Source organism: Bacillus paralicheniformis, from assembly GCF_001042485.2.
Classification (GTDB): Bacteria; Bacillota; Bacilli; order Bacillales; family Bacillaceae; genus Bacillus; species Bacillus paralicheniformis.
On record NZ_LBMN02000018.1, the window covers coordinates 41,450 to 63,898 of the forward strand.

The 22,449-nt window shown below is 46.8% G+C and carries 24 protein-coding genes, 1 riboswitch and 1 other annotated feature; of the genes, 17 read left to right on the plus strand and 7 right to left on the minus strand.

From position 1 onward, the window contains the following. Positions 1 to 31: 31 nt before the first annotated feature. The 3 genes from ACH97_RS13995 to ACH97_RS14005 form a co-directional block, all read right to left on the minus strand. A complete protein-coding gene (locus ACH97_RS13995) occupies positions 32 to 1,168 on the minus strand; it encodes a glycosyltransferase family 4 protein (RefSeq protein WP_020452668.1) in 1,137 nt (378 codons plus the stop codon). A 59-nt stretch (positions 1,169 to 1,227) separates the two neighbouring features. Then, complete coding sequence (locus ACH97_RS14000; protein WP_373370873.1) at positions 1,228 to 1,740, minus strand: phosphatase PAP2 family protein; 513 nt, start codon at positions 1,738 to 1,740, stop codon at positions 1,228 to 1,230. 186 nt (positions 1,741 to 1,926) lie between these two features. Further along, positions 1,927 to 2,445 (minus strand): gamma carbonic anhydrase, encoded by a 519-nt coding sequence (locus ACH97_RS14005; RefSeq protein WP_020452666.1) that lies wholly within the window; start codon positions 2,443 to 2,445, stop codon positions 1,927 to 1,929. Between the two features lie 43 nt (positions 2,446 to 2,488). Here ACH97_RS14005 and ACH97_RS14010 point away from each other — a divergent pair, with 43 nt between their 5' ends. Both ACH97_RS14010 and ACH97_RS14015 read left to right on the plus strand, forming a co-directional pair. Then, positions 2,489 to 3,268 (plus strand): alpha/beta hydrolase, encoded by a 780-nt coding sequence (locus tag ACH97_RS14010; RefSeq protein ID WP_020452665.1) that lies wholly within the window; start codon positions 2,489 to 2,491, stop codon positions 3,266 to 3,268. A gap of 14 nt (positions 3,269 to 3,282) precedes the next feature. Then, positions 3,283 to 4,362: a tetraprenyl-beta-curcumene synthase family protein gene (locus ACH97_RS14015; protein ID WP_020452664.1), complete on the plus strand. Its 1,080-nt coding sequence runs from the start codon at positions 3,283 to 3,285 to the stop codon at positions 4,360 to 4,362. 13 nt (positions 4,363 to 4,375) lie between these two features. On the opposite strand, the gene mnmM is transcribed toward ACH97_RS14015, so the two are convergent. Further along, positions 4,376 to 4,960 (minus strand): tRNA 5-(aminomethyl)-2-thiouridylate-methyltransferase MnmM, encoded by a 585-nt coding sequence (mnmM, locus tag ACH97_RS14020; protein ID WP_020452663.1) that lies wholly within the window; start codon positions 4,958 to 4,960, stop codon positions 4,376 to 4,378. Then, positions 4,957 to 5,925, minus strand: a complete 969-nt coding sequence (gene mnmL, locus ACH97_RS14025) for a tRNA modification radical SAM protein MnmL/YtqA (protein ID WP_020452662.1) — start codon at positions 5,923 to 5,925, stop codon at positions 4,957 to 4,959. Before mnmL ends, mnmM begins: the two co-directional genes overlap by 4 nt. 152 nt (positions 5,926 to 6,077) lie before the next feature. Here mnmL and ACH97_RS14030 point away from each other — a divergent pair, with 152 nt between their 5' ends. From ACH97_RS14030 to ACH97_RS14055, 7 genes are all read left to right on the plus strand, one after another. After that, the gene (locus ACH97_RS14030) at positions 6,078 to 6,350 is read left to right on the plus strand and encodes a YtzC family protein (protein ID WP_003184568.1); all 273 of its coding nucleotides are present in this window, start codon (positions 6,078 to 6,080) and stop codon (positions 6,348 to 6,350) included. 125 nt (positions 6,351 to 6,475) lie between these two features. Next, positions 6,476 to 6,604 (plus strand): hypothetical protein, encoded by a 129-nt coding sequence (locus ACH97_RS24265; RefSeq protein ID WP_020452661.1) that lies wholly within the window; start codon positions 6,476 to 6,478, stop codon positions 6,602 to 6,604. 41 nt (positions 6,605 to 6,645) lie between these two features. Further along, positions 6,646 to 7,038: a GntR family transcriptional regulator gene (locus ACH97_RS14035; protein WP_003184565.1), complete on the plus strand. Its 393-nt coding sequence runs from the start codon at positions 6,646 to 6,648 to the stop codon at positions 7,036 to 7,038. Beyond that, positions 7,031 to 7,909 (plus strand): ATP-binding cassette domain-containing protein, encoded by an 879-nt coding sequence (locus tag ACH97_RS14040; protein WP_020452660.1) that lies wholly within the window; start codon positions 7,031 to 7,033, stop codon positions 7,907 to 7,909. Before ACH97_RS14035 ends, ACH97_RS14040 begins: the two co-directional genes overlap by 8 nt. Next, positions 7,903 to 8,880: an ABC transporter permease gene (locus tag ACH97_RS14045; RefSeq protein ID WP_020452659.1), complete on the plus strand. Its 978-nt coding sequence runs from the start codon at positions 7,903 to 7,905 to the stop codon at positions 8,878 to 8,880. Before ACH97_RS14040 ends, ACH97_RS14045 begins: the two co-directional genes overlap by 7 nt. Positions 8,881 to 8,905: 25 nt before the next feature. Next, positions 8,906 to 9,604, plus strand: a complete 699-nt coding sequence (locus tag ACH97_RS14050) for an ABC transporter ATP-binding protein (protein ID WP_020452658.1) — start codon at positions 8,906 to 8,908, stop codon at positions 9,602 to 9,604. Next, the gene (locus ACH97_RS14055) at positions 9,594 to 10,925 is read left to right on the plus strand and encodes an ABC transporter permease (RefSeq protein ID WP_020452657.1); all 1,332 of its coding nucleotides are present in this window, start codon (positions 9,594 to 9,596) and stop codon (positions 10,923 to 10,925) included. The genes ACH97_RS14050 and ACH97_RS14055 overlap by 11 nt, the downstream gene beginning before the upstream one ends. Positions 10,926 to 11,212: 287 nt before the next feature. Here ACH97_RS14055 and ACH97_RS14060 read toward each other — a convergent pair whose 3' ends face one another. After that, entirely contained in the window at positions 11,213 to 11,893 is a 681-nt protein-coding gene (locus ACH97_RS14060; RefSeq protein ID WP_020452656.1) for a sunset domain-containing protein, read from the minus strand. A gap of 131 nt (positions 11,894 to 12,024) precedes the next feature. Next, positions 12,025 to 12,132: riboswitch (SAM riboswitch) on the plus strand. Between the two features lie 56 nt (positions 12,133 to 12,188). Between ACH97_RS14060 and ACH97_RS14065 the strand changes: the two genes are divergently transcribed. The 5 genes from ACH97_RS14065 to ACH97_RS14085 all read left to right on the plus strand — a co-directional run bounded on the left by ACH97_RS14065 (position 12,189) and on the right by ACH97_RS14085 (position 18,457). Then, a complete protein-coding gene (locus ACH97_RS14065) occupies positions 12,189 to 13,013 on the plus strand; it encodes a MetQ/NlpA family ABC transporter substrate-binding protein (RefSeq protein WP_020452655.1) in 825 nt (274 codons plus the stop codon). A 120-nt stretch (positions 13,014 to 13,133) separates the two neighbouring features. Further along, positions 13,134 to 14,315 (plus strand): MDR family MFS transporter, encoded by a 1,182-nt coding sequence (locus ACH97_RS14070; RefSeq protein ID WP_020452654.1) that lies wholly within the window; start codon positions 13,134 to 13,136, stop codon positions 14,313 to 14,315. Between the two features lie 220 nt (positions 14,316 to 14,535). Next, positions 14,536 to 14,865, plus strand: coding sequence for a DUF4257 domain-containing protein (locus tag ACH97_RS14075; protein WP_016885609.1), 330 nt, complete (start codon positions 14,536 to 14,538; stop codon positions 14,863 to 14,865). 102 nt (positions 14,866 to 14,967) lie between these two features. Beyond that, positions 14,968 to 15,174: a binding site (T-box leader), on the plus strand. A gap of 112 nt (positions 15,175 to 15,286) precedes the next feature. Continuing rightward, complete coding sequence (leuS, locus tag ACH97_RS14080) at positions 15,287 to 17,701, plus strand: leucine--tRNA ligase (protein ID WP_020452653.1); 2,415 nt, start codon at positions 15,287 to 15,289, stop codon at positions 17,699 to 17,701. A gap of 351 nt (positions 17,702 to 18,052) precedes the next feature. After that, positions 18,053 to 18,457 carry a VOC family protein gene (locus ACH97_RS14085; RefSeq protein WP_020452652.1) on the plus strand — a complete coding sequence of 135 codons (405 nt, stop codon included), beginning with the start codon at positions 18,053 to 18,055 and terminating at the stop codon, positions 18,455 to 18,457. 11 nt (positions 18,458 to 18,468) lie between these two features. Here the strand turns inward: ACH97_RS14085 and ACH97_RS14090 are convergent, their stop codons facing one another. After that, positions 18,469 to 19,362 carry a LysR family transcriptional regulator gene (locus tag ACH97_RS14090; RefSeq protein WP_020452651.1) on the minus strand — a complete coding sequence of 298 codons (894 nt, stop codon included), beginning with the start codon at positions 19,360 to 19,362 and terminating at the stop codon, positions 18,469 to 18,471. Positions 19,363 to 19,488: 126 nt separating this feature from the next. Between ACH97_RS14090 and ACH97_RS14095 the strand changes: the two genes are divergently transcribed. Genes ACH97_RS14095 through ACH97_RS14105 form a run of 3 tightly spaced genes read left to right on the plus strand, consistent with a single transcriptional unit; the run spans position 19,489 to position 22,441 of the window. After that, on the plus strand, positions 19,489 to 20,739 hold the full coding sequence (locus ACH97_RS14095) for an APC family permease (protein ID WP_020452650.1): 1,251 nt from the start codon (positions 19,489 to 19,491) through the stop codon (positions 20,737 to 20,739). 31 nt (positions 20,740 to 20,770) lie between these two features. Then, on the plus strand, positions 20,771 to 21,658 hold the full coding sequence (locus ACH97_RS14100; protein WP_020452649.1) for a dienelactone hydrolase family protein: 888 nt from the start codon (positions 20,771 to 20,773) through the stop codon (positions 21,656 to 21,658). Between the two features lie 18 nt (positions 21,659 to 21,676). After that, positions 21,677 to 22,441, plus strand: a complete 765-nt coding sequence (locus ACH97_RS14105) for an NAD-dependent epimerase/dehydratase family protein (protein ID WP_020452648.1) — start codon at positions 21,677 to 21,679, stop codon at positions 22,439 to 22,441. The last annotated feature ends 8 nt before the right edge of the window (positions 22,442 to 22,449 follow it).

Below are 22,449 nucleotides of genomic sequence, written 5' to 3' on the forward strand. Positions count from 1 at the left end.
AAGGTTTTCGTTAATCGAAAACCTTCTTTTTTTATGCCGGTTTTTCAGCTGATAAATCTGCTAGCACACGTTCACATTCGGAGAAGAGATTGTCAAAAATCACTTCCCACGACTGGGTAAGGGCATAGCTTCTCGCATCGTATGACATCCGTTTTTTTAACGGCACATTGGAGAGGACGCGCAATATATTTTCGGTGAATGCATCCGGATTTCCAGGTTCGGAAAGAAAACCGTTTCTTCCGTTTTGTATAAAGTCTTTCAGGCCGCCGGAATCTGCCCCGATAACAGGCGTCCCGCAGGCGAGCGCTTCAAGCGCGGAATTTCCGAAGGTTTCCGTCGGAGAAGGAAAGACGAACAAATCTGAGCTTGCATAAATGCTTGCCAGCTCTTCTCCTTTGACATAGCCGGCAAAAGTCATATTGAGGGGAGCCCGCTTCTCAAGCTCTTTTTTTAACGGGCCGTCTCCCGCGATCAGCCAGTGGACGCCATCTTTCAAATTGGGGTGACTTGCGATCTTGAGCAGCGTCTCCAAATCTTTCTCAGGTGCAAGCCTTCCGACATAGCTGAGGATATAGGTTTCCTTTATGCCGTATCGCTTGCGGATGTGTTCGGTTTGATGCGCCGGACTGAACAGCGAGCAGTCCACGCCGCGCTTCCAGATGGAGAGGTTCCTGAATTGTTTGGCTTTGAGCTGCATAAACGTTTCGCGCGAAGGGACAAAAATTTTTCGAAAATCTTTATGAAACCAGTGCATATATTTCCATAATAGTTTGGAAAACATTTGAAGATCATAATATGAGAGGTACTGGTCAAAATCGGTATGGTAAGAGCCTACGACAGGGATGTTCCATTTCTTCGCAAGCTTGAGCCCTGCCAGGCCGATATTAAAAGGAGTCGCGATGTGAATGAGATCGGGATTGAATTCGCGGAGTTCTGATTTCATTTTGATGAGATTAGGAAGAGCGACTCTGCACTCGGGGTATAAGAAGAACGGCATGCTCGTAAAACGGCGGATGCGGCTCGAAAATTGTGTTTCATGCGTGCTTTCCGGCGCAAATACTTTATAGGGCATCCCGTTTTTTTCAAGATAATCCGTATACCTTTTCAGCGTTCTGGCGCATCCGTTCACATCCGGTGTAAAAGTGTCCGTAAATATCGCAATTTTCATCGTTTCCCCTCCTGTTTGTGATGTGAAAAATCAGTGACGCTTTGGAAGAAACGGCCGGCTTAGAAGACCATCGCCGACAAAGTTCCGACTGATATCCCGAGGGCCGTGCCTGCCAGAACATCCGAAGGATAATGGAGCCCGAGATAAATTCTGGAGAGTCCCACACTGATGCCTACCGGAATTAATAAAAGCGTGAGTATCGGAAAGAATATCATTAGCGGTGTAATGACGGAAAATGCCGCGGTCGTATGGCCGGATGGAAAAGAATGATCCTTGAGCGGATTTTGCAAAACCTGTGTTTCCTTTAGCGTTAAATACGGCCGCTTTCTTGGATACAGCTTTTTGATCAGCATGACTTGAAGGTGGCTGACCAAAAGTGCAATGGCGCTGGCGATCCCCGCTGTACGAACACTTCCGGATCCGAACAGCAAGAGAGACAGGCTAGCGGAAATCGTGCAGAATGCCCCTCCCAGATGTGTTGAGGAACGAAAGTAACGGTTTAGTGCTTTTTGGTGAAATAAGCTGTTCATACCGAGGAAGACCCGGCATTCAAAGTTGTAGATGCCGACCATCAGTTTATTCAAATGTCATAACCCCCTTTACATGAATGGCTGCTTCATGTTTATTGTAAAAAATGAATGTTTAGCAAATGATAAGTATTTGTAAAGATTTCGGAAAAGAAAAAAGCCGCAGACGCGTGCGGCCGAAAAGGTTATTGCTTAAATTATCGGTGGAAAAATGGTAAAGTTGTAGCAAAGCTAATCTTTTTTTTGCAAGGATTTGTAGTATTGTCCTTTTTCAATATATTCTTTGCGAATTCTTTCCATTTCCTGTTTATCCTTGTCGGTTAACGGGCGGATGACTTTAGCGGGCCTGCCGAATGCGAGGTGCCCGGCCGGGATCTTTTTGCCAGGCGGGACAAGACTGCCTGCCCCGATAAAAGCGCCTTCCCCGACTTCCGCTTCGTCAAGAATAACCGACCCCATTCCGATAAGGGCATGCTTTCGTATCACGGAGCTGTGCAGTGTAACCTGATGGCCTACCGTCACACCGTCTTCAATCACAAGAGGGCGCTCAGGGCTTTGGTGCAGGCAGGAAAGGTCTTGAATGTTCACGCCTTTTCCGATCCTGACCGGGGCGACATCGCCGCGGATAACCGAAGAGAACCAGATGCTTGATTGCTCTCCGATTGTTACATCTCCGGTGATGACCGCGTTGTCGGCGATAAACGCCGTTTCATGAATAACGGGTTCCGTTTTTTTATAAGGGTAGATCATTGGTTTCATCCTTTCATTTATAAAATTGTGTGAGGTGGTCAGCATGTGGTGCATGGAAGCGGAAAGACCTGTTGCTTCAATCGTAATCATTCACGGTGCATGTGAGCATCACGGGCGGTATAAATGGCTGTCCGAAATGTGGCGTTCATCCGGGTTTAATGTCGTCATGGGGGATTTGCCCGGACAGGGAACTTCGACAAGAGAAAGAGGACATATACGCTCGTTTCAAGAATATATTGATGAAGTGGACAAATGGGTCGCCAGGGCGAAAGCATTTGAACTGCCTGTATTTATGCTCGGGCACAGCATGGGCGGCCTGATCGCGATCGAGTGGTTTAAGCAGCAGCAAAGCGGCATTGCCGGTCTCATTTTATCATCCCCTTGTCTCGGGCTGCAATTAAAGCCGAACAAATTTTTGGACTGGATTTCCAAAGGGCTCAACGTTTTGGCTCCGTCCATGCGGTTTGAATCCGGGATCACGCCTGATAAAGCGACGAGAAACAAAGAAGTCATCGAAATGGACATCAACGATTCATTATATATCACAAAAGTTTCTGTCAGATGGTATCAAGAAATGTTAAAAGCGTTGAAAAGCGCGATGGAGCCGACGGACGCCTTTCTCAACATCCCGCTCTTTGTCATGCAGGCGGGCACAGACTGGCTTGTCGACAAAAAAATGGTCGTCAAGTGGTTTAACGAGCTTGCTTCTCACAATAAGACGTACAGGGAATGGGAGGGCTTATACCACGAAATTTTTAATGAGCCTGAACGGGAAGACGTTTTTAAAGCGGCCAGAGCGTTTGCGGAACAGTATATGACATAATGGAGGTGCATTCTTTGGCAGTACCGGAGCATCCTTTTGGATTAATGGCTAAAGTATACAGAGAAGTTTTTCCCCTTGTTCATCAAGAGTTGGACAAGTGGAAACGAAAAGCTGAAACGATTCAAAATCCCGAGCTGAAAACGCAGGCGAAAGCCAGCATTAGGGATAAAACCTTTCACTGTGAAGGCGGCGGCATTATGGCCCTCCTTTCAGGCGACAAAATCGAGCAGTCGATCCGGTTTATTACGGCGTATCAGACGATAAGCGACTATCTCGACAATCTATGCGACCGGAGCACCTCGCTTGACCCTGATGATTTTTCCATGCTTCATCAGTCAATGAAAGACGCGCTGACCGTCGGGGCTGAATTGAAGAACTATTACCGGTTCAGGGAAGACCAGGATGATCAAGGCTATTTGCACGACTTAGTGAAAACGTGCCAAGACGTGCTTGCGGAAATTGAGAACTATGATCTGATCAAGCAGCACCTGCTTGAGCTTTGCAGCTATTACTGCGATCTGCAAGTTCATAAACACGTTGTGGAGCATGAGCGTGTCCCCCGGCTCGAAGCGTGGTTTGAGAATTATAGATCGGCCTTGCCGAAAATGGAATGGTACGAGTTCTCAGCCTGTGCGGGTTCAACGCTCGGCATCTTCTGCCTCGTATCGTATTCCGTCCGTTCCGATTTTACTGAATCGATGGCCGGAAAGATCCGCGACAGCTATTTTCCGTACATACAGGGACTGCACATCCTGCTCGATTATTTAATTGACCAGGAGGAAGACTTAATCGGAGGAGATTTGAATTTCTGCACGTATTACCCATCACATTCAGATATGATGGAAAGGCTCGAATATTTCATCGAAATGGCGGATGAACATTTGCGCGGGATTCCGCACGAAAACTTTCACCGTTTGATCAACAGAGGTCTTCTGGGTGTTTATTTATCAGACGATAAGGTCGCGGGTCAAAAGGAAATCGGCCGGCTGGCGAAGCGCCTTATTAAAGCGAGCGGAAAAACTTCCTACTTCTTCTATATCAACGGAAGGGCCTACCGCAAAATTCAAAAAATGCCGTGGATGAAAAGTTCATAAAGGAAAGCTCAAATCATTTGCTGATTTGAGCTTTTTTTTCAATGGCGATAATAAACGGAGGATCATTCCGCTGGTTTAGGTATTGATAACAGAGGACGCGCGCTTTATCCTGGTCAAGATTTGAGCAAAATTCGAGAAGGTCTTCCTTCTCTCTTTTTCCTTCTGGATGGCCGTGATAGACGACAAGCACGATTAGCCCTTCGTCTTTCAAGATGTGCAGCAGCTGTTCGATGCTCGAAATGGTGGACACGCTTCTTGTTGTCACTGCTTTGTCTCCGCCCGGCAAATATCCGAGATTGAAGACGGCTGCCGATACATGGCCGATCGCTTCAGGCGGAAGCGATTCAATCAGCTGATCGTGGCTTTTTTGAATCAGAGTGACGTTGCCGCGGTGCTTTTCTCCAAGCCTTTCCGCAGTATGGATCAGCGCCTCTTCCTGGATATCAAAGGCATAGACATGTCCGTTTTCACCGACAAGTTCTGCTAAAAAATACGTATCATGTCCGTTTCCCATTGTCGCATCAATGACGATGTCTCCTTCGCCTGCGGCTGTTTTCAGCAGTTCTTTCGCATACGGGAGGATCTTTTTGAGCTTCATGTGGCGATGCCTTCTTTCTCTTTGTTGAACCATTTCCCCTGATAGCTGCCGCGCCTTTCCAGTTCTCCATTGATGGCATTTAAGACTTCCCATTTATTGACGCTCCACATCGGTCCGACCATCAATTCGATCGGTCCGTCACCCGTAATCCGGTGAATGATCATTTCCGGCGGAAGAATTTCAAGCTGATCGCAAACAAGCTGGACATAATCATCTTGCGAAAGGAACGTTAATTTTCCTTTTTCATACTGCTTCACCATTGGCGTTCCCTTTAACAGGTGAAGCAGATGGATTTTAATCCCCTGCACATCCAAATCGGCGACCGCTTTTGCGGTTTCCATCATCATGCCGCGGTCTTCGAGAGGCAGCCCGTTAATGATGTGAGAGCAGACGCGGATACCGTGTTTCCTCAGCTTGTTCACGCCTTCTACATAGCAGTCGAAATCATGTGCGCGGTTGATCAAATCAGCCGTCCGTTCATGAACGGTTTGAAGGCCGAGTTCCACCCAGAGGTATGTTCGTTCATGAAGCTCGGCAAGATATTCGACAACATCGTCAGGAAGACAGTCCGGCCGGGTTGCGATTGAAAGGCCGACTACGCCGTCGAGGCCGAGGACCGTTTCGTATTTTTCGCGAAGAACGCTGACAGGAGCGTGCGTATTCGTAAATGCTTGAAAGTACGCCATGTATTTGCCGTCTTTCCATTTTTCATGCATTCTGTCGCGGACTTCATTAAATTGGGTCAGCAGATCGTCGGCTCGGTTTCCCGCAAAGTCTCCGCTCCCTGCGGCGCTGCAAAATGTGCATCCGCCGTGTGCGACCGTGCCGTCGCGATTCGGGCAGTCAAAGCCTCCGTCAAGGGCGACTTTAAACACTTTATGACCGAAATGATTTCGTAAATGATAATTCCATGTATGATATCGTTTTTCACTGTTCGTATATGGAAAAGGGTTGTTCTGATGCAAACAAAAGGACCTCCTTTTAGTATTACGCATCCTAAAATTGTAGCAAATAAACACGATAAGAACAAACCGATTCCCAATTATTTTCTTCAATGATCACGGCTGTGATGGCCAAACTAATCACGATGGATTTTTCCATTAAGGAGGGGTTTTCTTTGGCTACAAGACAATCCGTCGGAGAGCACATCCAAAGAAGCGAAGATGCTTATGATTATGCTTTATCTCAATTTGAAACTGCAAGCAGGCAGGAACATTACAATGAGACAGAGTACAGCGATGCGCAGCTGATGCTTGAAAACGCGGTCAATGAATTAAACAAGCTTTCGCTGTTTGCCAATGAGCAACAAAGGGAGGAAATTCACCGCAAAAGGCTTCAGCTGCAAACCCTTCAAAACAATATGATTCTGCAGAGATCGTATGAAAGATGAACCCTTTTTGAAAGGGTTCATTTTTTTGAAAAAAGTGATTGACAAAAAAGGACGATGTATTTAATGTATTAGGTGTACTATATCGAGTAATACAATTAACACACACATGTAAAGGAGCAACTCTCATGAGTGATAAACATAAAAAAATAACGCCGATGGTGGTCGTGGCGTTTATCATTGCCTGTTCGTTCTTGTTTGTTCTTGCGAAGCTGGGCTTTATAATTCAAGAAAATTTGGGATACGTGTTTTTTTAAAAGTGAATGACCTGAGATTGAACGAGAAAGAAGGGAGATAGATGATTCAAATCGATCCGAGAAGCTCTACCCCGATCTATGAGCAGATTATCCAGCAGATGAAAGAGCTTTGCTTAAAAGGGATAATCAAGCCTGGAGATAAACTTCCTTCTGTCAGAGAGCTTGCAACCATTATCATTGCAAACCCGAATACTGTCAGCAAAGCCTATAAAGAACTTGAACGGGAAGGAATAATTGAAACGTTGAGGGGGAGAGGAACGTATATTTCAGAAAACGCGAAAGTTACGCTTGATGAAGGGAAGATTGCGATGATTAAAGAGCAGTTAAAGCAGCTGATCATCGATGCGCATTACGCTGGGATCGACACTAAAAAGCTGCAGGAGTGGATGGCGGAAATCGACGAAGAAGTGAGAGGAGGGGAAGTGAATGATTGAGCTCAAATCTGTATCAAAAACGATTGACGGAAAACAAATACTCAAAAACATCTCCTTTAAGCTTGAGGAAGGAGAGATTTTCGGACTGCTCGGCAGAAACGGCTCAGGGAAAACAACGCTTCTCCGCCTGATTCAGCAAATCCTGCTGCCTGATGAGGGAGATATCTACTTCGGCAGCGTCAAGGTGAAGGACCATCCGCTCGTCAAGCGCAATATCGTCTATATGCCCGTTCAAAACACCTATTTCGAAAAATACAATTACAAACAGCTCGTCAATATTTTGCGAAACATTTATCCTGACTTTGATGTTACATACGCTAATGAATTAATGAACCGCTACGATATTCCTGAAACAAAAAAGTACAGGGAATTGTCTACAGGATTGAAAAAGCAAATGTCGCTGATCTTGTCATTTGCGATCCGGCCGGCGGTCATCCTGCTCGATGAACCGACAGACGGCATTGATGCCGTCACAAGACAAGATGTTCTCCAGCTGATGGTCGATGAAGTGGCTGAAAACAACACGACGATTCTCATCACATCCCACCGGCTTGAGGATATTGAAAGAATGTGCAACCGAATCGGTTTTCTCGAAGACAATACATTGTCGAACATCATGGATCTTGATGAACTGAAAGGCGATTTTATTAAAATCCAAATGGCATTTGAAGAAGATGTCAATTTGAAAATCAGAGAAAGGGAAATCCCTGTTTTGGATCACACCGGCGTCTTTTATACGGTGTTGATTCCGAAAGAAGACGATGTGAGCAAACAATTTCTTAAAAGTTTGTCTCCGAAAGTTTGGAACGAGCTTCCGGTCAGTCTTGAGGAAGTATTCATCGCGAAGTATGGAGGTAAGCGAAGATGGTAGACCGCGGACTTTTATATAAAGAGTGGAAACAGCATTTCTGGATTTTTTTAGTTGTGTTTGCAGCGGTGATGCTGAGTGAACCGCTTACGCTTTTGAATGATTATTTCCAGTACCAAGGATGCCTTGCAGAACTGAAAAAATTTCCCGATATGGAGTGTGTTTTATATAAAGATTATGAGATAGGCGGGGCTATGAGAATGTTCTGGGTTGGAGGAGTCGCGCTTGCACTCAGCCAGATCGGGTTTGAACGTAGCAGAGGAACGCTTGATTTCACACTCGGCCTCCCTTATAGGCGCGGCATCATTTTCAATACGAAATATGTCTTCGGCCTTTCAATTCTTTTAACAGCTCAGCTATTATCTTACTTATTATCTTACGCTTTGATTATTTTGTATAAGGTTGATGTCATTCATTTTCATGAGTATTTTATCGGGTCGGTCATTTTCTGCTTTATGGTCTACTCGCTTGTCATGGCGGCGGGCGCGATGACCGGCAATCCGCTGGCCCAGCTGGTCGTTGCATTTTCAACGTCGATCCTGCCGTATTTGCTGATCGGGCTTCCGTTGGCCAACCTTCGAATCATTCGGAGTTTCTTTGGAGGTCACTCTGCTTTCTTTTATGGTGAAACAGAACTATTGGATTATATAACGCCGATCATGTACCTCAACCATTTCGGCATTCAATACGGCAGCCTGGCCTTTACGCTTATTCCGCTCGCCATGGGGATTTTGTTTTATATGATCGGCTACTTCTGCTTTATCAGACAGCAGATTGAACGGAACGGACATTTTTTCCTTTGGGGAAAAATGGACCGGCCGATCCAAATTCTCGTGATTTTATTCGGCATCGGGGGATTCGGGACAGCCTCTGGCTCAAGCCTGTCCAGCTATATCTTCGGTATGTTGATCGGTTCGGCAGTCGGGTTTTTAATCAGTTACTTCTTGATTTTTAAAAAAATAAAACAGCTGTAACCCATAATGGAGAGGAGATTTACAAATGATCAGTGTAGAGCATATTCACCACTCGTTTAAAGTCGGCAAAAAGGGGAGGGAAAATGAAATTAAAGTGTTAAAGGATGTCTCGCTTACCGTCGAAAAAGGCGAAATCGCCTGCATTGTCGGACGGAGCGGTTCCGGAAAATCGACGCTGTTGAACTTGATTTCCGGCTATATCGCCCCGACAGAAGGTAAGATCGTCATTGACGGCACGAATGTCACGAATTACGGCGAAAAAGAATGGGCGGCATTCAGGCTTGAACATTTCGGCTTCATCTTTCAAAGTTTTCAGCTGATTCCGAGCCTGACGACTTTCGAAAATATCGAGCTGCCTCTGACTTTAAAAGGTGTTCATCCGTCTGAGCGGAAGCAACGCGTCAATGAGATGCTTCACCGCGTCGGCCTTGAAAACCACGCCGGCCACTATCCGAATGAGCTTTCAGGCGGACAGCAGCAGCGCGTCAGCATCGCCCGCGCTTTGATTTTGAATCCGTCAATCATTTTAGCCGACGAACCGACAGGAAGCCTGGACTCCGAAACAGAACAGGAAATTCTCGAATTCATTCGGCAGCTGAACAGGGAACGCGGGATTACATTTGTCATCATCACGCACGATGACGAAGTGGCATCGATCGCCAATACGAAATTTCAGTTATCTGACGGCGTGTTAGAGAAAGGGGAAGAGACTGTTGAAGTTTAAGGATCAGTTGAAGTTTATTAGAAGAAATATGAAGAAAAACCGCCTGCGTGTATTCATGACCATTCTCGCAACAACGGTGGCCTGCGCATTCTTAATCGTGCTCGCATCGGTCGGGTTCGGCCTGCAAAAATCGCTGACTGAACAGCTGATGAAAGAGCAAATCGTGACTGAGATAAATGTTGTCGGAAAAGAAGGGCAAAGCGATCAGAAAGTTCAAAAGAAAGACTTGAAAGAATTCGAAAATCGCAAAGATGTGTCCGCGATTATCGAGCGCACGCAGGTGTTCGCACCTGCTGAAGCAAAGTTGGGCAACAGGACAAACAATCAAATGTCGAATATCACGATTACTGACATGGCCGCTGAACAAAAAGCCAATATCAAACTCGATCGCGGCCGCGTAGCGAAAACACCGAATGAAATCGTCGTCGGCTACCATTTCGGGAAGAATCTCTGGACGAAAAAAGAAGCCCAAGATTATGAAAAGCAGATGGAAAATAATGCTGAGGAAGTAAAAGAACCAAAAGGATACGCAGAAGATATTCTCGGCAAAACAATTGAATTAAAGATCTCAAAAATGGATGAAAAAACAGGAGAAGAAGGGAAAGCGAAAACATATGATCTGAAAGTTGTCGGAGTTACGAAAAAACCTTCTTATGAATGGGCAAGCGATTCAACAGTCTATGTCAGCAACGACATGCAAAAAGACATCACCGGATTTCTGAAGGCGGACAAAGACAGCGGCACGATCGAAAAAAAGCTTTCGGTTTACGCGGATAACTTTGAACATGTCGGACAGCTGACAACAGATTTGGAGGATGAAGGCTACTACGTCGATTCAATAACGAAAAAACTCGAAAGCATTAATCTTTTTTTCATGGCTTTTAAAATCGGTCTGATCTTCGTCGGAGTCATTGCCGTCTTGATTTCAGCGATCGGCATTTTCAACACGATGACAATGGCGGTTACAGAGCGGACGCAGGAGATCGGCATTATGAAAGCGATCGGGGCAAGCCCGAACGTGATCAGGAAAATGTTTCTGCTGGAAAGCGCCTATATCGGTATCTTAGGATCTGTTTTAGGTGTTATCATTTCATACGGTGTCAGCTTTTTAGTGAACAAGATTATACCACCTATTTTATCATCGGTTTCAGAAGGAGGAGCGAGTGCGGCAGACTTCAGCATCACCTTCTCGTACATTCCGGTCAGTCTTGTCCTTATCGCGACCTTGATCAGTGCAGGCGTCGCCATTCTTTCAGGCCTGAACCCGGCCATTAAAGCGACAAGAACGAACGTGCTGACAGCATTAAGAAGAGAGCTTTAAGAAAAAAGCCGGCGGTATGCCGGCTTTCAGCGTGTCGACAAACCCTCGCATTCGTTGTCAGGCCTGCGCGTCGGTGCTCACGAATAGGAGAAGGATCGTCGGCTAACCGCCCAGGCGTCCTGCCTGAACGCCGCCGTCATCACATCCTGTGAAAGTCAGCTTCCGATGCTCGGCCTTCCTAGACTGCAAGGGTTGGGGGTCACGCTGAAAGGATGACAAAATCCCAAAACTAAGAGCCGTTTTGGGATTTTGTCAACAATCTGAAAGCCGGCGGTATGCCGGCTTTTTTAACGTTTCGGAGGTCTGTACCCCGCATCACGCGCCTCCTGTTCTGTGCAGAACCAGCGGGCGACGTTTTTCGTGCGGTCATAATATGTACTTCCTGGTGTATGATAAATATGGTTGACGCTTCCTTTGATTTTGCACTCCTGTTTGCTTTCACCGCTGTTTTTCTTAGGGGAGGGCGCGCTGTGTGACGTTCCGGCCTGAGCGGTGGCGTTCTTTTCTTTTACAGTGGCTTCGGTACTGCCGCTTTTTTCTTCAGCCTTAGCCAGTTTTTCTGACAGCGATTTTGTTTTTTTCGTAAGCGAGTCTTTTTCTTTTGTCAGTTTTTCGTTTTCTTTTTTTAATGTGTCATTCTCCGTTTTGGCTGCCTTCAGTTTTTCGTTTGCTTGATTGAGCTGCTGCTTTAATGCGGTTTGCTCCTTTTGTACAGCGCTGTGTTCAGTTTTCAGTTCCTGAAGCTCGGTTGTCAGGTCCTCTGTTTTTGTCTCATCGACGGCATATGTTTCCTCACTGTAATAAGGCGCAGAGATGATCAGGAGGAGAAGTCCGCCTGCAAAACAAGGATAAAAGAGTTTTCTGGAAAACCTTTTGCCTGGAGAAAAGATTCTTCTGATCAAATGAAATACAAGGTAGCAGATGGAAAAAATAAAGGATAAAAACCCGATCAGCATGATAGATTCCATGATTCGTCTCCTTTCGTGTTTGATAACTATATTTTAGCTTAAAAAGAAAAAAATGTTTATACCAAAAAACTTCTTGCAAATCTAAATATTCAAACGTAAAATAAAGAAATCATTTAAAAAACTGAATATGCAGCTTATAAAGAGAGATGGAGGGACTGGCCCGGCGAAATCTCAGCAACCTGCAGCAGAGCAAGGTGCTAAATCCAGCAGAATGTCAGGCGCATTCTGAAAGATAAGTTGAACAACTCTTTCAGGCGCTGAAAGAGTTTTTTTTATTTTGGAGGAGGAGATGTACATGAACAAGATATTAAAATGGACTTCCGTGCTGGGACTGGCCTTGAGCATGGCGCTTCTGACCGCATGCGGAAACAATGCCGAAAGCGATGGTAAAACGATCAAAATAGGCGCTACTGCAGGACCGTATTACGATATGGTCAAAAAAGCGATTCAGCCTGAACTTGAGAAAAAAGGCTACAAAGTTGAAGTGGTCGAATTCACCGACTATGTACAGCCGAACACGGCGTTAAGCGAAGGCGAACTCGACGCCAATTTGTTTCAACATGAGGTTTTTATGAAATCATACAATCAAGAAAACAATAAACATCTTGCTGCACTCATTTCTGTGCCGACCGCTCCGATGGGTCTCTATTCTGCCAAATATAACGACTTGAACGATGTCAAAAACGGGGCGGAAGTGGCTGTTCCAAACGATCCGGCCAATGCCGCCAGGGCATTTTTAACGCTCCAGGATCAGGGGCTGATTCGGCTGAAAAGCGATGTCGACACATTGAAAGCCTCTGTGCAGGATATTGCGGAAAATCCGAAAAAGCTGACATTTAAACAGCTTGAATCTGCCAATCTTCCAAGAGCGGTCGATGACCTGGATATCGCGGCTGTCCCGGGTAATTTCGCTCTCTCCGCTAATATGAAGTTGCAGGACGCGCTGGCGCTTGAGAACATGCCTGACCGCTACCGCAATCAAGTGGTAGTGGATGAAAAAAACAAAGACAAGCCATTCGCCAAAGATCTCAAAGAAGCGGTAAAATCCAAAGCTTTCGAAGATGCGATCGATCGGGAATTCGCCGGTTTCGGAAAGCCAAAATGGATGACGCAATCATAAAAAAATTCCCCCTTTAAAAAGGGGGTTTTTTATGTTGAAAATCGAAATCGTGTCAATTGAAAAAAATGGGCAAAACGAATAGAATCTAGAGGGAATGCTAAAGAGAAAGAAGGAAACGCTATGCCGCGCACATTATGGCTATTGGTCATCGGAATGTTTATCAATGTCACAGGGGCATCTTTTTTATGGCCGCTGAATACCATCTATATCCATCAGCATTTGGGAAAGTCGCTGACAGCGGCCGGATTTGTGCTGATGCTGAACTCAGGGGCAAATGTGCTGGGCAACCTGTTCGGGGGATATCTATTCGATAAAATCGGCGGATTTAAAACCGTCGTACTTGGAATTGTGATCACGTTTGCGAGCCTTTCAGGCCTCGTCTTTTTTCACGAGTGGTTCCAATACATTCTTTTCTTAACACTGGCCGGTTTTGGATCAGGGATCGTGTTTCCGGCATGCTATGCAATGGCCGGCTCGGTTTGGCCGGAAGGCGGCAGAAAGCCGTTCAATGCTGTATACGTGGCGCAAAATGCAGGGGTGGCAGTTGGTTCAGCGCTCGGCGGAATTGTCGCGTCTTTTTCATTTACGTATGTTTTTCTGGCGAATGCAATGCTGTATGCCGTCTTTTTCATGATTGCGATTTTCGGATTTAGACGCATTCGGTCTGAAAAAGCCATGCAGTCTTCTGTTTTGGATCATGCCGATTCAGTCAGCGGGAAATCTAGATTCTCCGCGCTTTTGGTTATATGTACGGGCTACCTGCTCGGCTGGGTCGCTTATTCGCAATGGTCCTCGACCATCGCTTCACACACCCAGGAGCTGGGGATATCTCTTGGGCAGTACAGCGTACTTTGGACAGTGAACGGGGCGCTCATTGTTTTCGGTCAGCCGCTGATCGGTTTTTTTGTGAAACGGTTTGCCGAATCGCTGAAAAACCAAATCGTGATCGGATTTGTCATTTTTATGATGGCATACGGAATTTTGTTTGGCGCTGAACGGTTTCCGGCGTTTCTTGCCGCGATGGTTGTGCTGACCATTGGCGAAATGCTTGTATGGCCGGCTGTGCCGACAATCGCCAACCGTCTCGCTCCGAGGGGAAAAGAAGGGTTTTATCAAGGGTTTGTCAACAGTATGGCGACCGGCGGAAGAATGATCGGGCCGCTTTTTGGCGGAATGCTGGTTGATTATTTCAATATGCAGCTTTTGCTCGCGGTTTTGCTCGTATTGCTGCTGTTCGCAATAGGAACGGCGTTTTTATACGACAGGAAGGAAAAGCAGCTCTCCGCTCAATCAGATGCATAAGTGGTATAGAAAAAATAGGTAATTGTAATTATATGAAAATGAATCGAAGGAATCAAGATTATCAACCAAATCTTCACATATAATGGAAGAAACAAGCTTTTTTTCTTCTCAGACAGAACACATTTTCTGTATGGTAGTATCGAATATCATCGCAAGGGGTCTAGGGGGGCTGCTCGATGGCCTGAAGTCGCTTGACTAAACTAAGGGCTTTAGGAAGGTGATGAAGATGCTGCATCAAGTTTTGGTTGCTTGTTTGATTGGAGGGATTATGGGGGTTCTCGGGCACGTTAAAAAAAGAGGGCGCCTCGAGAAACCGAGAACAACGAAACGATTCATTTACCTTGGATTTTTTGAAGATATTCTTGTCGGAATGGTTGCTTCTATTTTGCTTGTTTTATCTGCGGAACCTGATTCTGGAATTCAGCTTGTCGTGTTATCGATCATTGCCGGCTACGGCGGTGAAGCTGTATTGAGAAGCTTTGACTTTGTCAGAGAACAGCAGGCAAATGTACAGAACTCCGAACGGCAAAACAAATCTCCACACGATTAAGATCCTCACTCTTACCCTTTTTTCAGCACATTCCCATTGTATACAAACCTGCTTGCACTTATGAACAGAATTCTATAAAATACAGATAAGATTACGGTTACGGCAAGAACAGTGAAGAGGAGCAGTAAGAAGCCCATTTTGTTTCAGAGAGTTGACGGCTGGTGAAAGTCAATCAAATGAGCTTCCGAACTCGCCTCAGAGTTGCAGCAGTGATGAGCTGCTGCCGCGTATCTGCGTTACAGATATCAAGTGAGTGTGCCGCATGCACACTAACAAGGGTGGTACCGCGGGAAATCTCTCGTCCCTTCTTAGGGATGGGAGAGTTTTTTTGATTTTAGAATAATCTGAATATAACGCTGCCAGTCCCGTCCATACTTGAATACAAAGAAGCCGTACTCATATTCAAAGGAGGTTTTTACAATTGAGTTTTGACCATCAAACAATCGAGAAAAAGTGGCAGGACTATTGGCTTAAAAATAAAACGTTCGCCACGCGTGAAGATAAATCCAAACCGAAATTTTATGCATTGGACATGTTTCCGTATCCGTCAGGCGCAGGCCTTCACGTCGGACACCCTGAAGGCTATACGGCAACTGACATTTTGTCCCGCATGAAACGGATGCAAGGGTACAATGTCCTCCATCCGATGGGCTGGGATGCATTCGGGCTTCCTGCGGAACAATATGCGCTGGATACGGGAAACGATCCTGCCGTCTTTACCGAACAGAACATTGACAACTTCCGCCGCCAGATCAGAGCGCTCGGCTTTTCGTATGACTGGGACAGAGAAGTCAATACAACAGATCCGGACTACTATAAATGGACGCAGTGGATTTTCTTAAAGCTTTACGAAAAAGGTCTCGCTTATGTAGATGAAGTCCCTGTAAACTGGTGTCCTGCGCTTGGAACCGTTCTTGCCAATGAAGAAGTCATCGACGGCAAAAGCGAACGCGGCGGCCATCCTGTAGAACGCCGTCCAATGAAGCAGTGGATGCTGAAGATTACCGCTTATGCCGACCGTCTCCTTGAAGATCTGGAAGAACTCGACTGGCCGGAAAGCATCAAAGAGATGCAGCGCAACTGGATCGGCCGTTCCGAAGGGGCGCATGTTCATTTTGCGGTCGACGGCACAGACGAAATGTTTACGGTTTTCACAACGCGGCCTGATACATTATTCGGTGCCACATATGCCGTTTTGGCTCCGGAGCACGATTTGGTTCAAAAAATCACGACGCCTGAACAGCAAGACGCGGTCGACGCCTATATCGAAGAAGTTCAATCAAAGAGCGACTTGGAGCGGACAGACCTTGCCAAAACAAAGACAGGCGTCTTCACAGGTGCTTATGCCGTCAATCCGGCAAACGGGGAAAAAATTCCGGTATGGATCGCGGACTATGTCTTGGCTACATACGGAACCGGAGCGGTCATGGCCGTCCCTGCCCATGATGAGCGGGACCACGAATTCGCATCAGCATTCGGGCTGCCGATCAAAGAAGTCGTCAAAGGCGGAGATGTTGAGAAAGAAGCTTATACAGGCGACGGCGAACACATCCATTCAGATTTTCTGAACGGCCTTGATAAAGCGGCTGCGATCGAAAAAATGATTCAGTGGCTTGAGGAAAACGGGAAGGGCGAGAAAAAGGTAACATACCGCCTCCGCGACTGGCTGTTCAGCCGTCAGCGCTACTGGGGCGAGCCGATCCCGGTCATCCATTGGGAAGACGGCACATCGACTCCGGTTCCTGAAGAAGAGCTGCCGCTGATCTTGCCGAAAACGTCGGAAATCAAACCGAGCGGAACGGGTGAGTCCCCTCTTGCGAACATTAAAGAATGGGTGGAAGTGACAGACCCTGAAACAGGCAAAAAGGGAAGACGCGAAACGAATACGATGCCGCAATGGGCGGGAAGCTGCTGGTACTTCCTGCGCTACATCGATCCGAAAAACCCGAACGAACTGGCTTCCCCTGAAAAATTACAGGAATGGCTTCCTGTCGATATGTATATCGGAGGTGCGGAACACGCCGTTCTTCACTTATTGTATGCGCGCTTCTGGCATAAATTCCTTTATGACATCGGGGTCGTTCCGACGAAAGAGCCGTTCAAACAGCTTTATAACCAAGGAATGATTCTTGGTGAAAACAACGAAAAAATGAGCAAATCCAAAGGCAATGTCGTCAATCCGGACGAAATAGTGGAGACTCATGGTGCGGACACGCTCCGGCTGTACGAAATGTTCATGGGGCCTTTGGATGCATCGATCGCCTGGTCAACGACAGGACTTGACGGCGCCCGCCGCTTCCTTGACCGCGTATGGCGTCTGTTCATCGATGACAATGGCGGGTTAAACGAGAAGATCGTTGAAGGAGCCGGCGAAACGCTTGAGCGCGTCTACCACGAAACGGTCATGAAAGTAACAGACCATTTCGAAGGTCTGCGCTTCAATACAGGTATTTCTCAGCTGATGGTCTTCATCAATGAAGCATATAAAGCTGATCAGCTTCCGAAAGAATACATGGAAGGCTTCGTGAAATTGCTGTCTCCTGTCGCGCCTCACTTGGCTGAAGAGCTGTGGAGCCGACTTGGACATGAGGAAACGATCACGTATGAAGCATGGCCTGTCTATGATGAAGCAAAGCTCGTTGATGACGAAGTCGAAATCGTCGTTCAGCTGAACGGAAAGGTGAAAGCGAAGCTGAACGTTCCAGCCGACGCCGACAAAGAACAGCTTGAAGAGCTGGCGAAAAACAATGAAAAAGTAAAAGAACAGCTCGAAGGAAAAACGATCAGAAAAGTGATTGCTGTACCTGGAAAGCTTGTAAATATTGTCGCAAATTAATGGAAAAGCCCCTTCAATCCGAAGGGGCTTTTCAGCGTGCCGACAAACCCGCGCATTCGTTGGCAGGCCTGCTAAGCCGGTGCTTACGATAGGAGAAAAGATCAGGCGGCTAACCGCCTAACACCGCCGTCACCACATCCTGTGGAAGACCGCTCCGATGCTCGGCTTTCCCAGACTGCAAGGATTGCGGGACAAAGGATGACAAAATCCCAAAACTATAAGCCGTTTTGGGATTTTGTTAATAATCTGAAAGCTCTGTCATTCCGCCGAAAGGATGAAAATATTTCAGCCGTTCGCTTCGTTTCAAATGATCCATGACCGCTTAAAATGGGAAAAAAGGAGATGATTAAGATGCATTTTTCCGATTTTTCCGCCGTACAGGTCAGAATCGCCCGGCCTACAGACCGTTTTGACGAAATCGTTGCGTTTTACGAAAAGGGGCTGGGCCTGAAAAAGCTTGGCGGTTTTTCAGGACATCAAGGGTATCATGGCGTCATGTTCGGCTTGCCGAATGTCCAATATCACCTTGAATTCACCTCCCATATCGGAGGCAGCCCTTGTCCGGCACCGACCAAAGACAATCTGCTCGTTTTTTATATTCCTGATCAGAAGGAAATCAAGAGTATTTTAAAAAGGCTCGCTGACATGGGCCATCACGAAGTGCCGCCAGAAAATCCGTATTGGAAGGACAAAGGGGCAACAGTGGAAGATCCGGACGGCTGGCGGATCGTGCTGATGAATACCGAAGGCATTTAGATATAGGAACGTTATGCCTGTGCCCAGTCTCTTGCTTTCGTGCGGACGATATCTGTAAAAGCCGCCATTGCAGGAGAAAGCCATTTGTTTTTATGATAAGCCATTTGAGTGGAAAACAGGGCGTCGCGGACAAGCGTGCCCTGAAGCTTTCCTTCTTCGATATCAGTGCGCGTTGTGATCAAAGGAAGAAGGGATACGCCCAAACCGCACATCACGCACTGTTTAATTGCTTCGACACTCCAAAACTCCATCGTATGGTCGGCAATGACTCCCCTTTGACGTAAATACTCCTCAAAAAAATCACGGTAGCTGCAGCCGTGCTCCGTATATAAAAACGTTTCATTTGCGGTAAAAGTCAAATCATCAAGGGCCTTTTGTCCTGCCGGGTGTTCCTTTGGAAAGATGAACACCATTGGCTCATTGACCAGCTTTTCAACATGAAGGTCGTTTTCTTTCCGATCGTTGTCCAAAAGAAAAGCGACATCGATTTTTCCCTGCTTCAATTCATCTCTCAGCTGCCAGCACGTGGAAGACTTTAATGTGACCGTGACCTGCGGATATTTGTTAGTAAATTCGTGAAGAATGGCAGGCAATCTGTAAACCGTTAAAGATTCCGAGGCGCCGATGATCAAGTTTCCCGACGGCTCCTGGTCGTTTTCCGGAATGTGCCTCGCTTTTTCATACAGTTCGACCATTTCTGCGGCATAAGGGAGAAGGTGTTTTCCTGCTTCTGTCAGCATCATTTTTTTCCCCAGCCTGTAGAACAGCGGCTTTCTTAATTCTTGTTCGATTGCTTGAACGTGCGAAGTCACAGTTGACTGCGCATATCCCAAATAATCGGCAGCACGGGTAAAACCGCCGATATCCACGATGGTTTTGAATGTTTTCAAATGTCGGATCTCCATCTCGTCCATCTCCCTTTTATTTTATATCGAAAAATTCGAAGTTGCAGATCGATAATATCTATTTTACTGATGAATTAAACAAGATTACAATCATTTTAAACGACTTTGCGAAAGGATTGTATCAGTATGAGAGAAAAAAAGCTTGGCCCTTTATTATTAAGCGGGCTGATGACGGGGCCTATTTTAGGGTCGGGAATCATTCTGCTGCCGCCGATGATTCATCAGACAGCGGGGGACTATGCGATTTTTGCATGGCTGTTGATGTTGGGAATCGGTTTTTTATTTGCCTGGATTTTTGCCAGATTGAGCGTCGAGTATCCGAATGATGCCGGGATTGCTTATGCGGCTGAAAAAGCGTTCGGTTCCCGTGTTAAAAAGTTGGCAGTCTTTTATTTTATCATGGCTGCGAGCTTCGGCCCCGCCGCCGTATTAATGACGGCCGGCGAATATATTCATTCTCTTGCGGCCGGCACGGCATTTCCTGCTGAACTGTACGGCTTCATTTTTTTTATCTTTTGTATGGTAGTTCTTTGCTTTAACCTTTCATTTGTCGGCATGGTTGCACTCATTTTTTCCACTGCCGCGGCCCTCATTCTGTTTGGAAGCAGCGCAGCTTCTGTGCCTTACTTTCGTGAGGGGCCGCTCGTAGACGGAACATTTCAGTTTGCCGATTTTGGCCGCGGATTGCTGCTGCTGTTCTGGGCATTAGTTGGATGGGAAATCGTCGGCAACTACAGCATGGAAGTGAAAAACCGCGGGAAAACGATTCCCCGGGCCGTCGTGATCAGCAGCCTGACGGTAACGCTCATATATGTGGCGACTGCGGCAGCTGTTCAATGGATTGATCCGGGGTTCTTCGCAAACGGACAATTGAAGCTGGCGATGATGCTGACGCCGTTGTTCGGATCTTTTGCATTGCCTGTGATCGCAGTCCTCACTGCTGTCCTCTGCATGTGCGCTTATTTTCAGGTGACAGGCGGAGCAGCCAGGCTGGTGGCATCGCAGGCCGGCGGGCTGTTTGCCCGCAGATCAAGGGGAAATCAGCCGATGGCAGCGCTGGGGCTTATATTTTTCATCCATACCGTCGTTTTCGTCTGCCTGATGTTTCACTTTCTTAATGTTGAGACACTGGTTCTGATCGCAAACGCCTTTTTCATCTGCAACTCGCTGTGCGGTCTTGCCGCTGCTTACAAGCTGCTATCCGGCCGGGTTTACAAAATAGGCTGCCTCTTTCTCATGGGGTGCTTCTCGCTGCTTCTTTTGTTTTCATCACCCTGGGTCTTACTGTTTATCATGCTTGCCAGCGCCTTGTTTGTGGTGAACTTCCGTCAACTTATCATCTGGAAAAAGGTAAAACGCCCTTTCAAATCGTATTAATCAATCAAACGGAAAAAGAAAGGGGAACACGATGCGCAGTCAACTTTTCAAACTGCTCGGCGATTTGCCGGGGAAAAAAAGCATTGGTGTGAGCACTCTTAAAATTGAAGAAAAGTCATCTTTTATTCTCGAAACGCTTTTGCTTGAGTTAAACGGAATTGAAGCGGTGCCGGCCTATTTTGCAAAACCGAAACAGATGAACGGCAAGCGGCCGGCCGTGCTTTACTGTCATTCACACGGAGGACGTTACGAAAGGGGAAAGGAGGAGCTGATTGAAGGAGCGGATTACTTGCAAACACCGCCGTTCGCCGAGGAATTGACGGCCTTGGGATTTTCCGTGCTTGCGATTGACCATTGGGCTTTCGGAGACAGGCGGGGCAAAACGGAGAGTGAGATATTTAAAGAAATGCTTTGGACAGGGCGGGTGATGTGGGGAATGATGGTCTTCGACAGCATCAGAGCCATCGATTACCTGAGCATGCGGGAGGACACAGACGAAAGCCGCATCGCTTCACTCGGCATGTCGATGGGAGGTCTGATGGCCTGGTGGACTGCTGCATTGGATGAGCGGGTCAGCGTATGCGTTGATATATGCGCGCAGGTGGACAGCGAAACATTAATCAAGACGCAGAATTTGGACCGTCACAATCTCTATTCGTATGTTCCAGGGCTGGTCAAGCACTTTTCAACCGCTCAAATCGAAAGCCTGATCGCTCCAAGGCCTCATTTAAGCCTGGTCGGAACCGCAGATAAACTAACGCCAGTTCAAGGGATTGACCTCATTGAAGAAAAGCTGTCCGATGTGTATAAAGAAAAAGGCGCCGGTGAACGCTATGAAGTGTTTCGCTCTCATTCAGGGCACTTCGAGACAGCCGGAATGAGGCATAAAGCGATCGGTTTCTTAAAAACATGGCTGTAAAACAGGAGGTGAATCACTGTGAAAAAGGTGACGATCATCGGAGGGAACGGCACGGTCGGCCGCGTATTAGCGGGCGGATTGGCAGGCGAAGGATACGAGGTGACAGTGCTGGATTTAAAAGAACCGGATGAAAAGCCGGCTGTCCGCTTTGTCCGGGTGGATGCGGCAGATTACAATGAAGTCGTGAAAAACATTCCTCTGAATACGGATGCGGTGATCAACCTTTTAGCTGTAAAGCCGACGGGCGATTTGCTTGACCGGCAGGAGTTTGAGAAAATGACGGATATCTTTTTTAAAGCAACATATACGATTTTGCGGGCGGCGGCGGAGCTCGGGGTGCCGAAGGTGGTTTTTGCAAGCAGCAACCATGTGACAGATGTGTATGAAAAGGACGGAGATTCTCTGCTGGGGAGGCAGATCAACACTGATGACTACCCGCAGTCGAAAAGCTTGTACGGCTTGCTAAAATTGGCGTCCGAAAATCTCGGCTACCTTTTCTCGCACCAATTAGACGCCAAGGTTTCCGTGATCAATCTGCGGATCGGGACAGCCGCTGAAAATGAGCAAGAAACGCTGCGCGCAAAACCGAGGAGCAAAAAAACGCTGTTATCCCACCCCGACCTTATCGGGATTTTTAAAGCCGCAATCGAATCCGGCAAAACATATGGTACATATTATGCTGTCAGCGACAATAAGGGGCGGCCGTGGTCGATCGATTCCGCCATTCGGGAACTGGGGTTCAAGCCGAAAGTAAGCGCCTCAGACATCCTTGATGAAGACTGACGTATCAT

Coding starts and splice junctions, on each gene's coding strand:
- ACH97_RS14035 (WP_003184565.1), top strand. CDS start 6,646: ATGATTCAAATCGATCCGAGAAGCTCTACCCCGATCTATGAGCAGATT.
- ACH97_RS14065 (WP_020452655.1), top strand. CDS start 12,189: ATGAACAAGATATTAAAATGGACTTCCGTGCTGGGACTGGCCTTGAGC.
- ACH97_RS14070 (WP_020452654.1), top strand. CDS start 13,134: ATGCCGCGCACATTATGGCTATTGGTCATCGGAATGTTTATCAATGTC.
- ACH97_RS14095 (WP_020452650.1), top strand. CDS start 19,489: ATGAGAGAAAAAAAGCTTGGCCCTTTATTATTAAGCGGGCTGATGACG.
- ACH97_RS14040 (WP_020452660.1), top strand. CDS start 7,031: ATGATTGAGCTCAAATCTGTATCAAAAACGATTGACGGAAAACAAATA.
- ACH97_RS14060 (WP_020452656.1), bottom strand. CDS start 11,893: ATGGAATCTATCATGCTGATCGGGTTTTTATCCTTTATTTTTTCCATC.
- ACH97_RS14005 (WP_020452666.1), bottom strand. CDS start 2,445: ATGATCTACCCTTATAAAAAAACGGAACCCGTTATTCATGAAACGGCG.
- ACH97_RS13995 (WP_020452668.1), bottom strand. CDS start 1,168: ATGAAAATTGCGATATTTACGGACACTTTTACACCGGATGTGAACGGA.
- ACH97_RS14100 (WP_020452649.1), top strand. CDS start 20,771: ATGCGCAGTCAACTTTTCAAACTGCTCGGCGATTTGCCGGGGAAAAAA.
- ACH97_RS14010 (WP_020452665.1), top strand. CDS start 2,489: ATGTGGTGCATGGAAGCGGAAAGACCTGTTGCTTCAATCGTAATCATT.
- ACH97_RS14090 (WP_020452651.1), bottom strand. CDS start 19,362: ATGGAGATCCGACATTTGAAAACATTCAAAACCATCGTGGATATCGGC.
- ACH97_RS14000 (WP_373370873.1), bottom strand. CDS start 1,740: ATGGTCGGCATCTACAACTTTGAATGCCGGGTCTTCCTCGGTATGAAC.
- ACH97_RS14075 (WP_016885609.1), top strand. CDS start 14,536: ATGAAGATGCTGCATCAAGTTTTGGTTGCTTGTTTGATTGGAGGGATT.
- ACH97_RS14045 (WP_020452659.1), top strand. CDS start 7,903: ATGGTAGACCGCGGACTTTTATATAAAGAGTGGAAACAGCATTTCTGG.
- ACH97_RS14050 (WP_020452658.1), top strand. CDS start 8,906: ATGATCAGTGTAGAGCATATTCACCACTCGTTTAAAGTCGGCAAAAAG.
- ACH97_RS24265 (WP_020452661.1), top strand. CDS start 6,476: ATGAGTGATAAACATAAAAAAATAACGCCGATGGTGGTCGTGGCGTTT.
- ACH97_RS14085 (WP_020452652.1), top strand. CDS start 18,053: ATGCATTTTTCCGATTTTTCCGCCGTACAGGTCAGAATCGCCCGGCCT.
- mnmM (WP_020452663.1), bottom strand. CDS start 4,960: ATGAAGCTCAAAAAGATCCTCCCGTATGCGAAAGAACTGCTGAAAACA.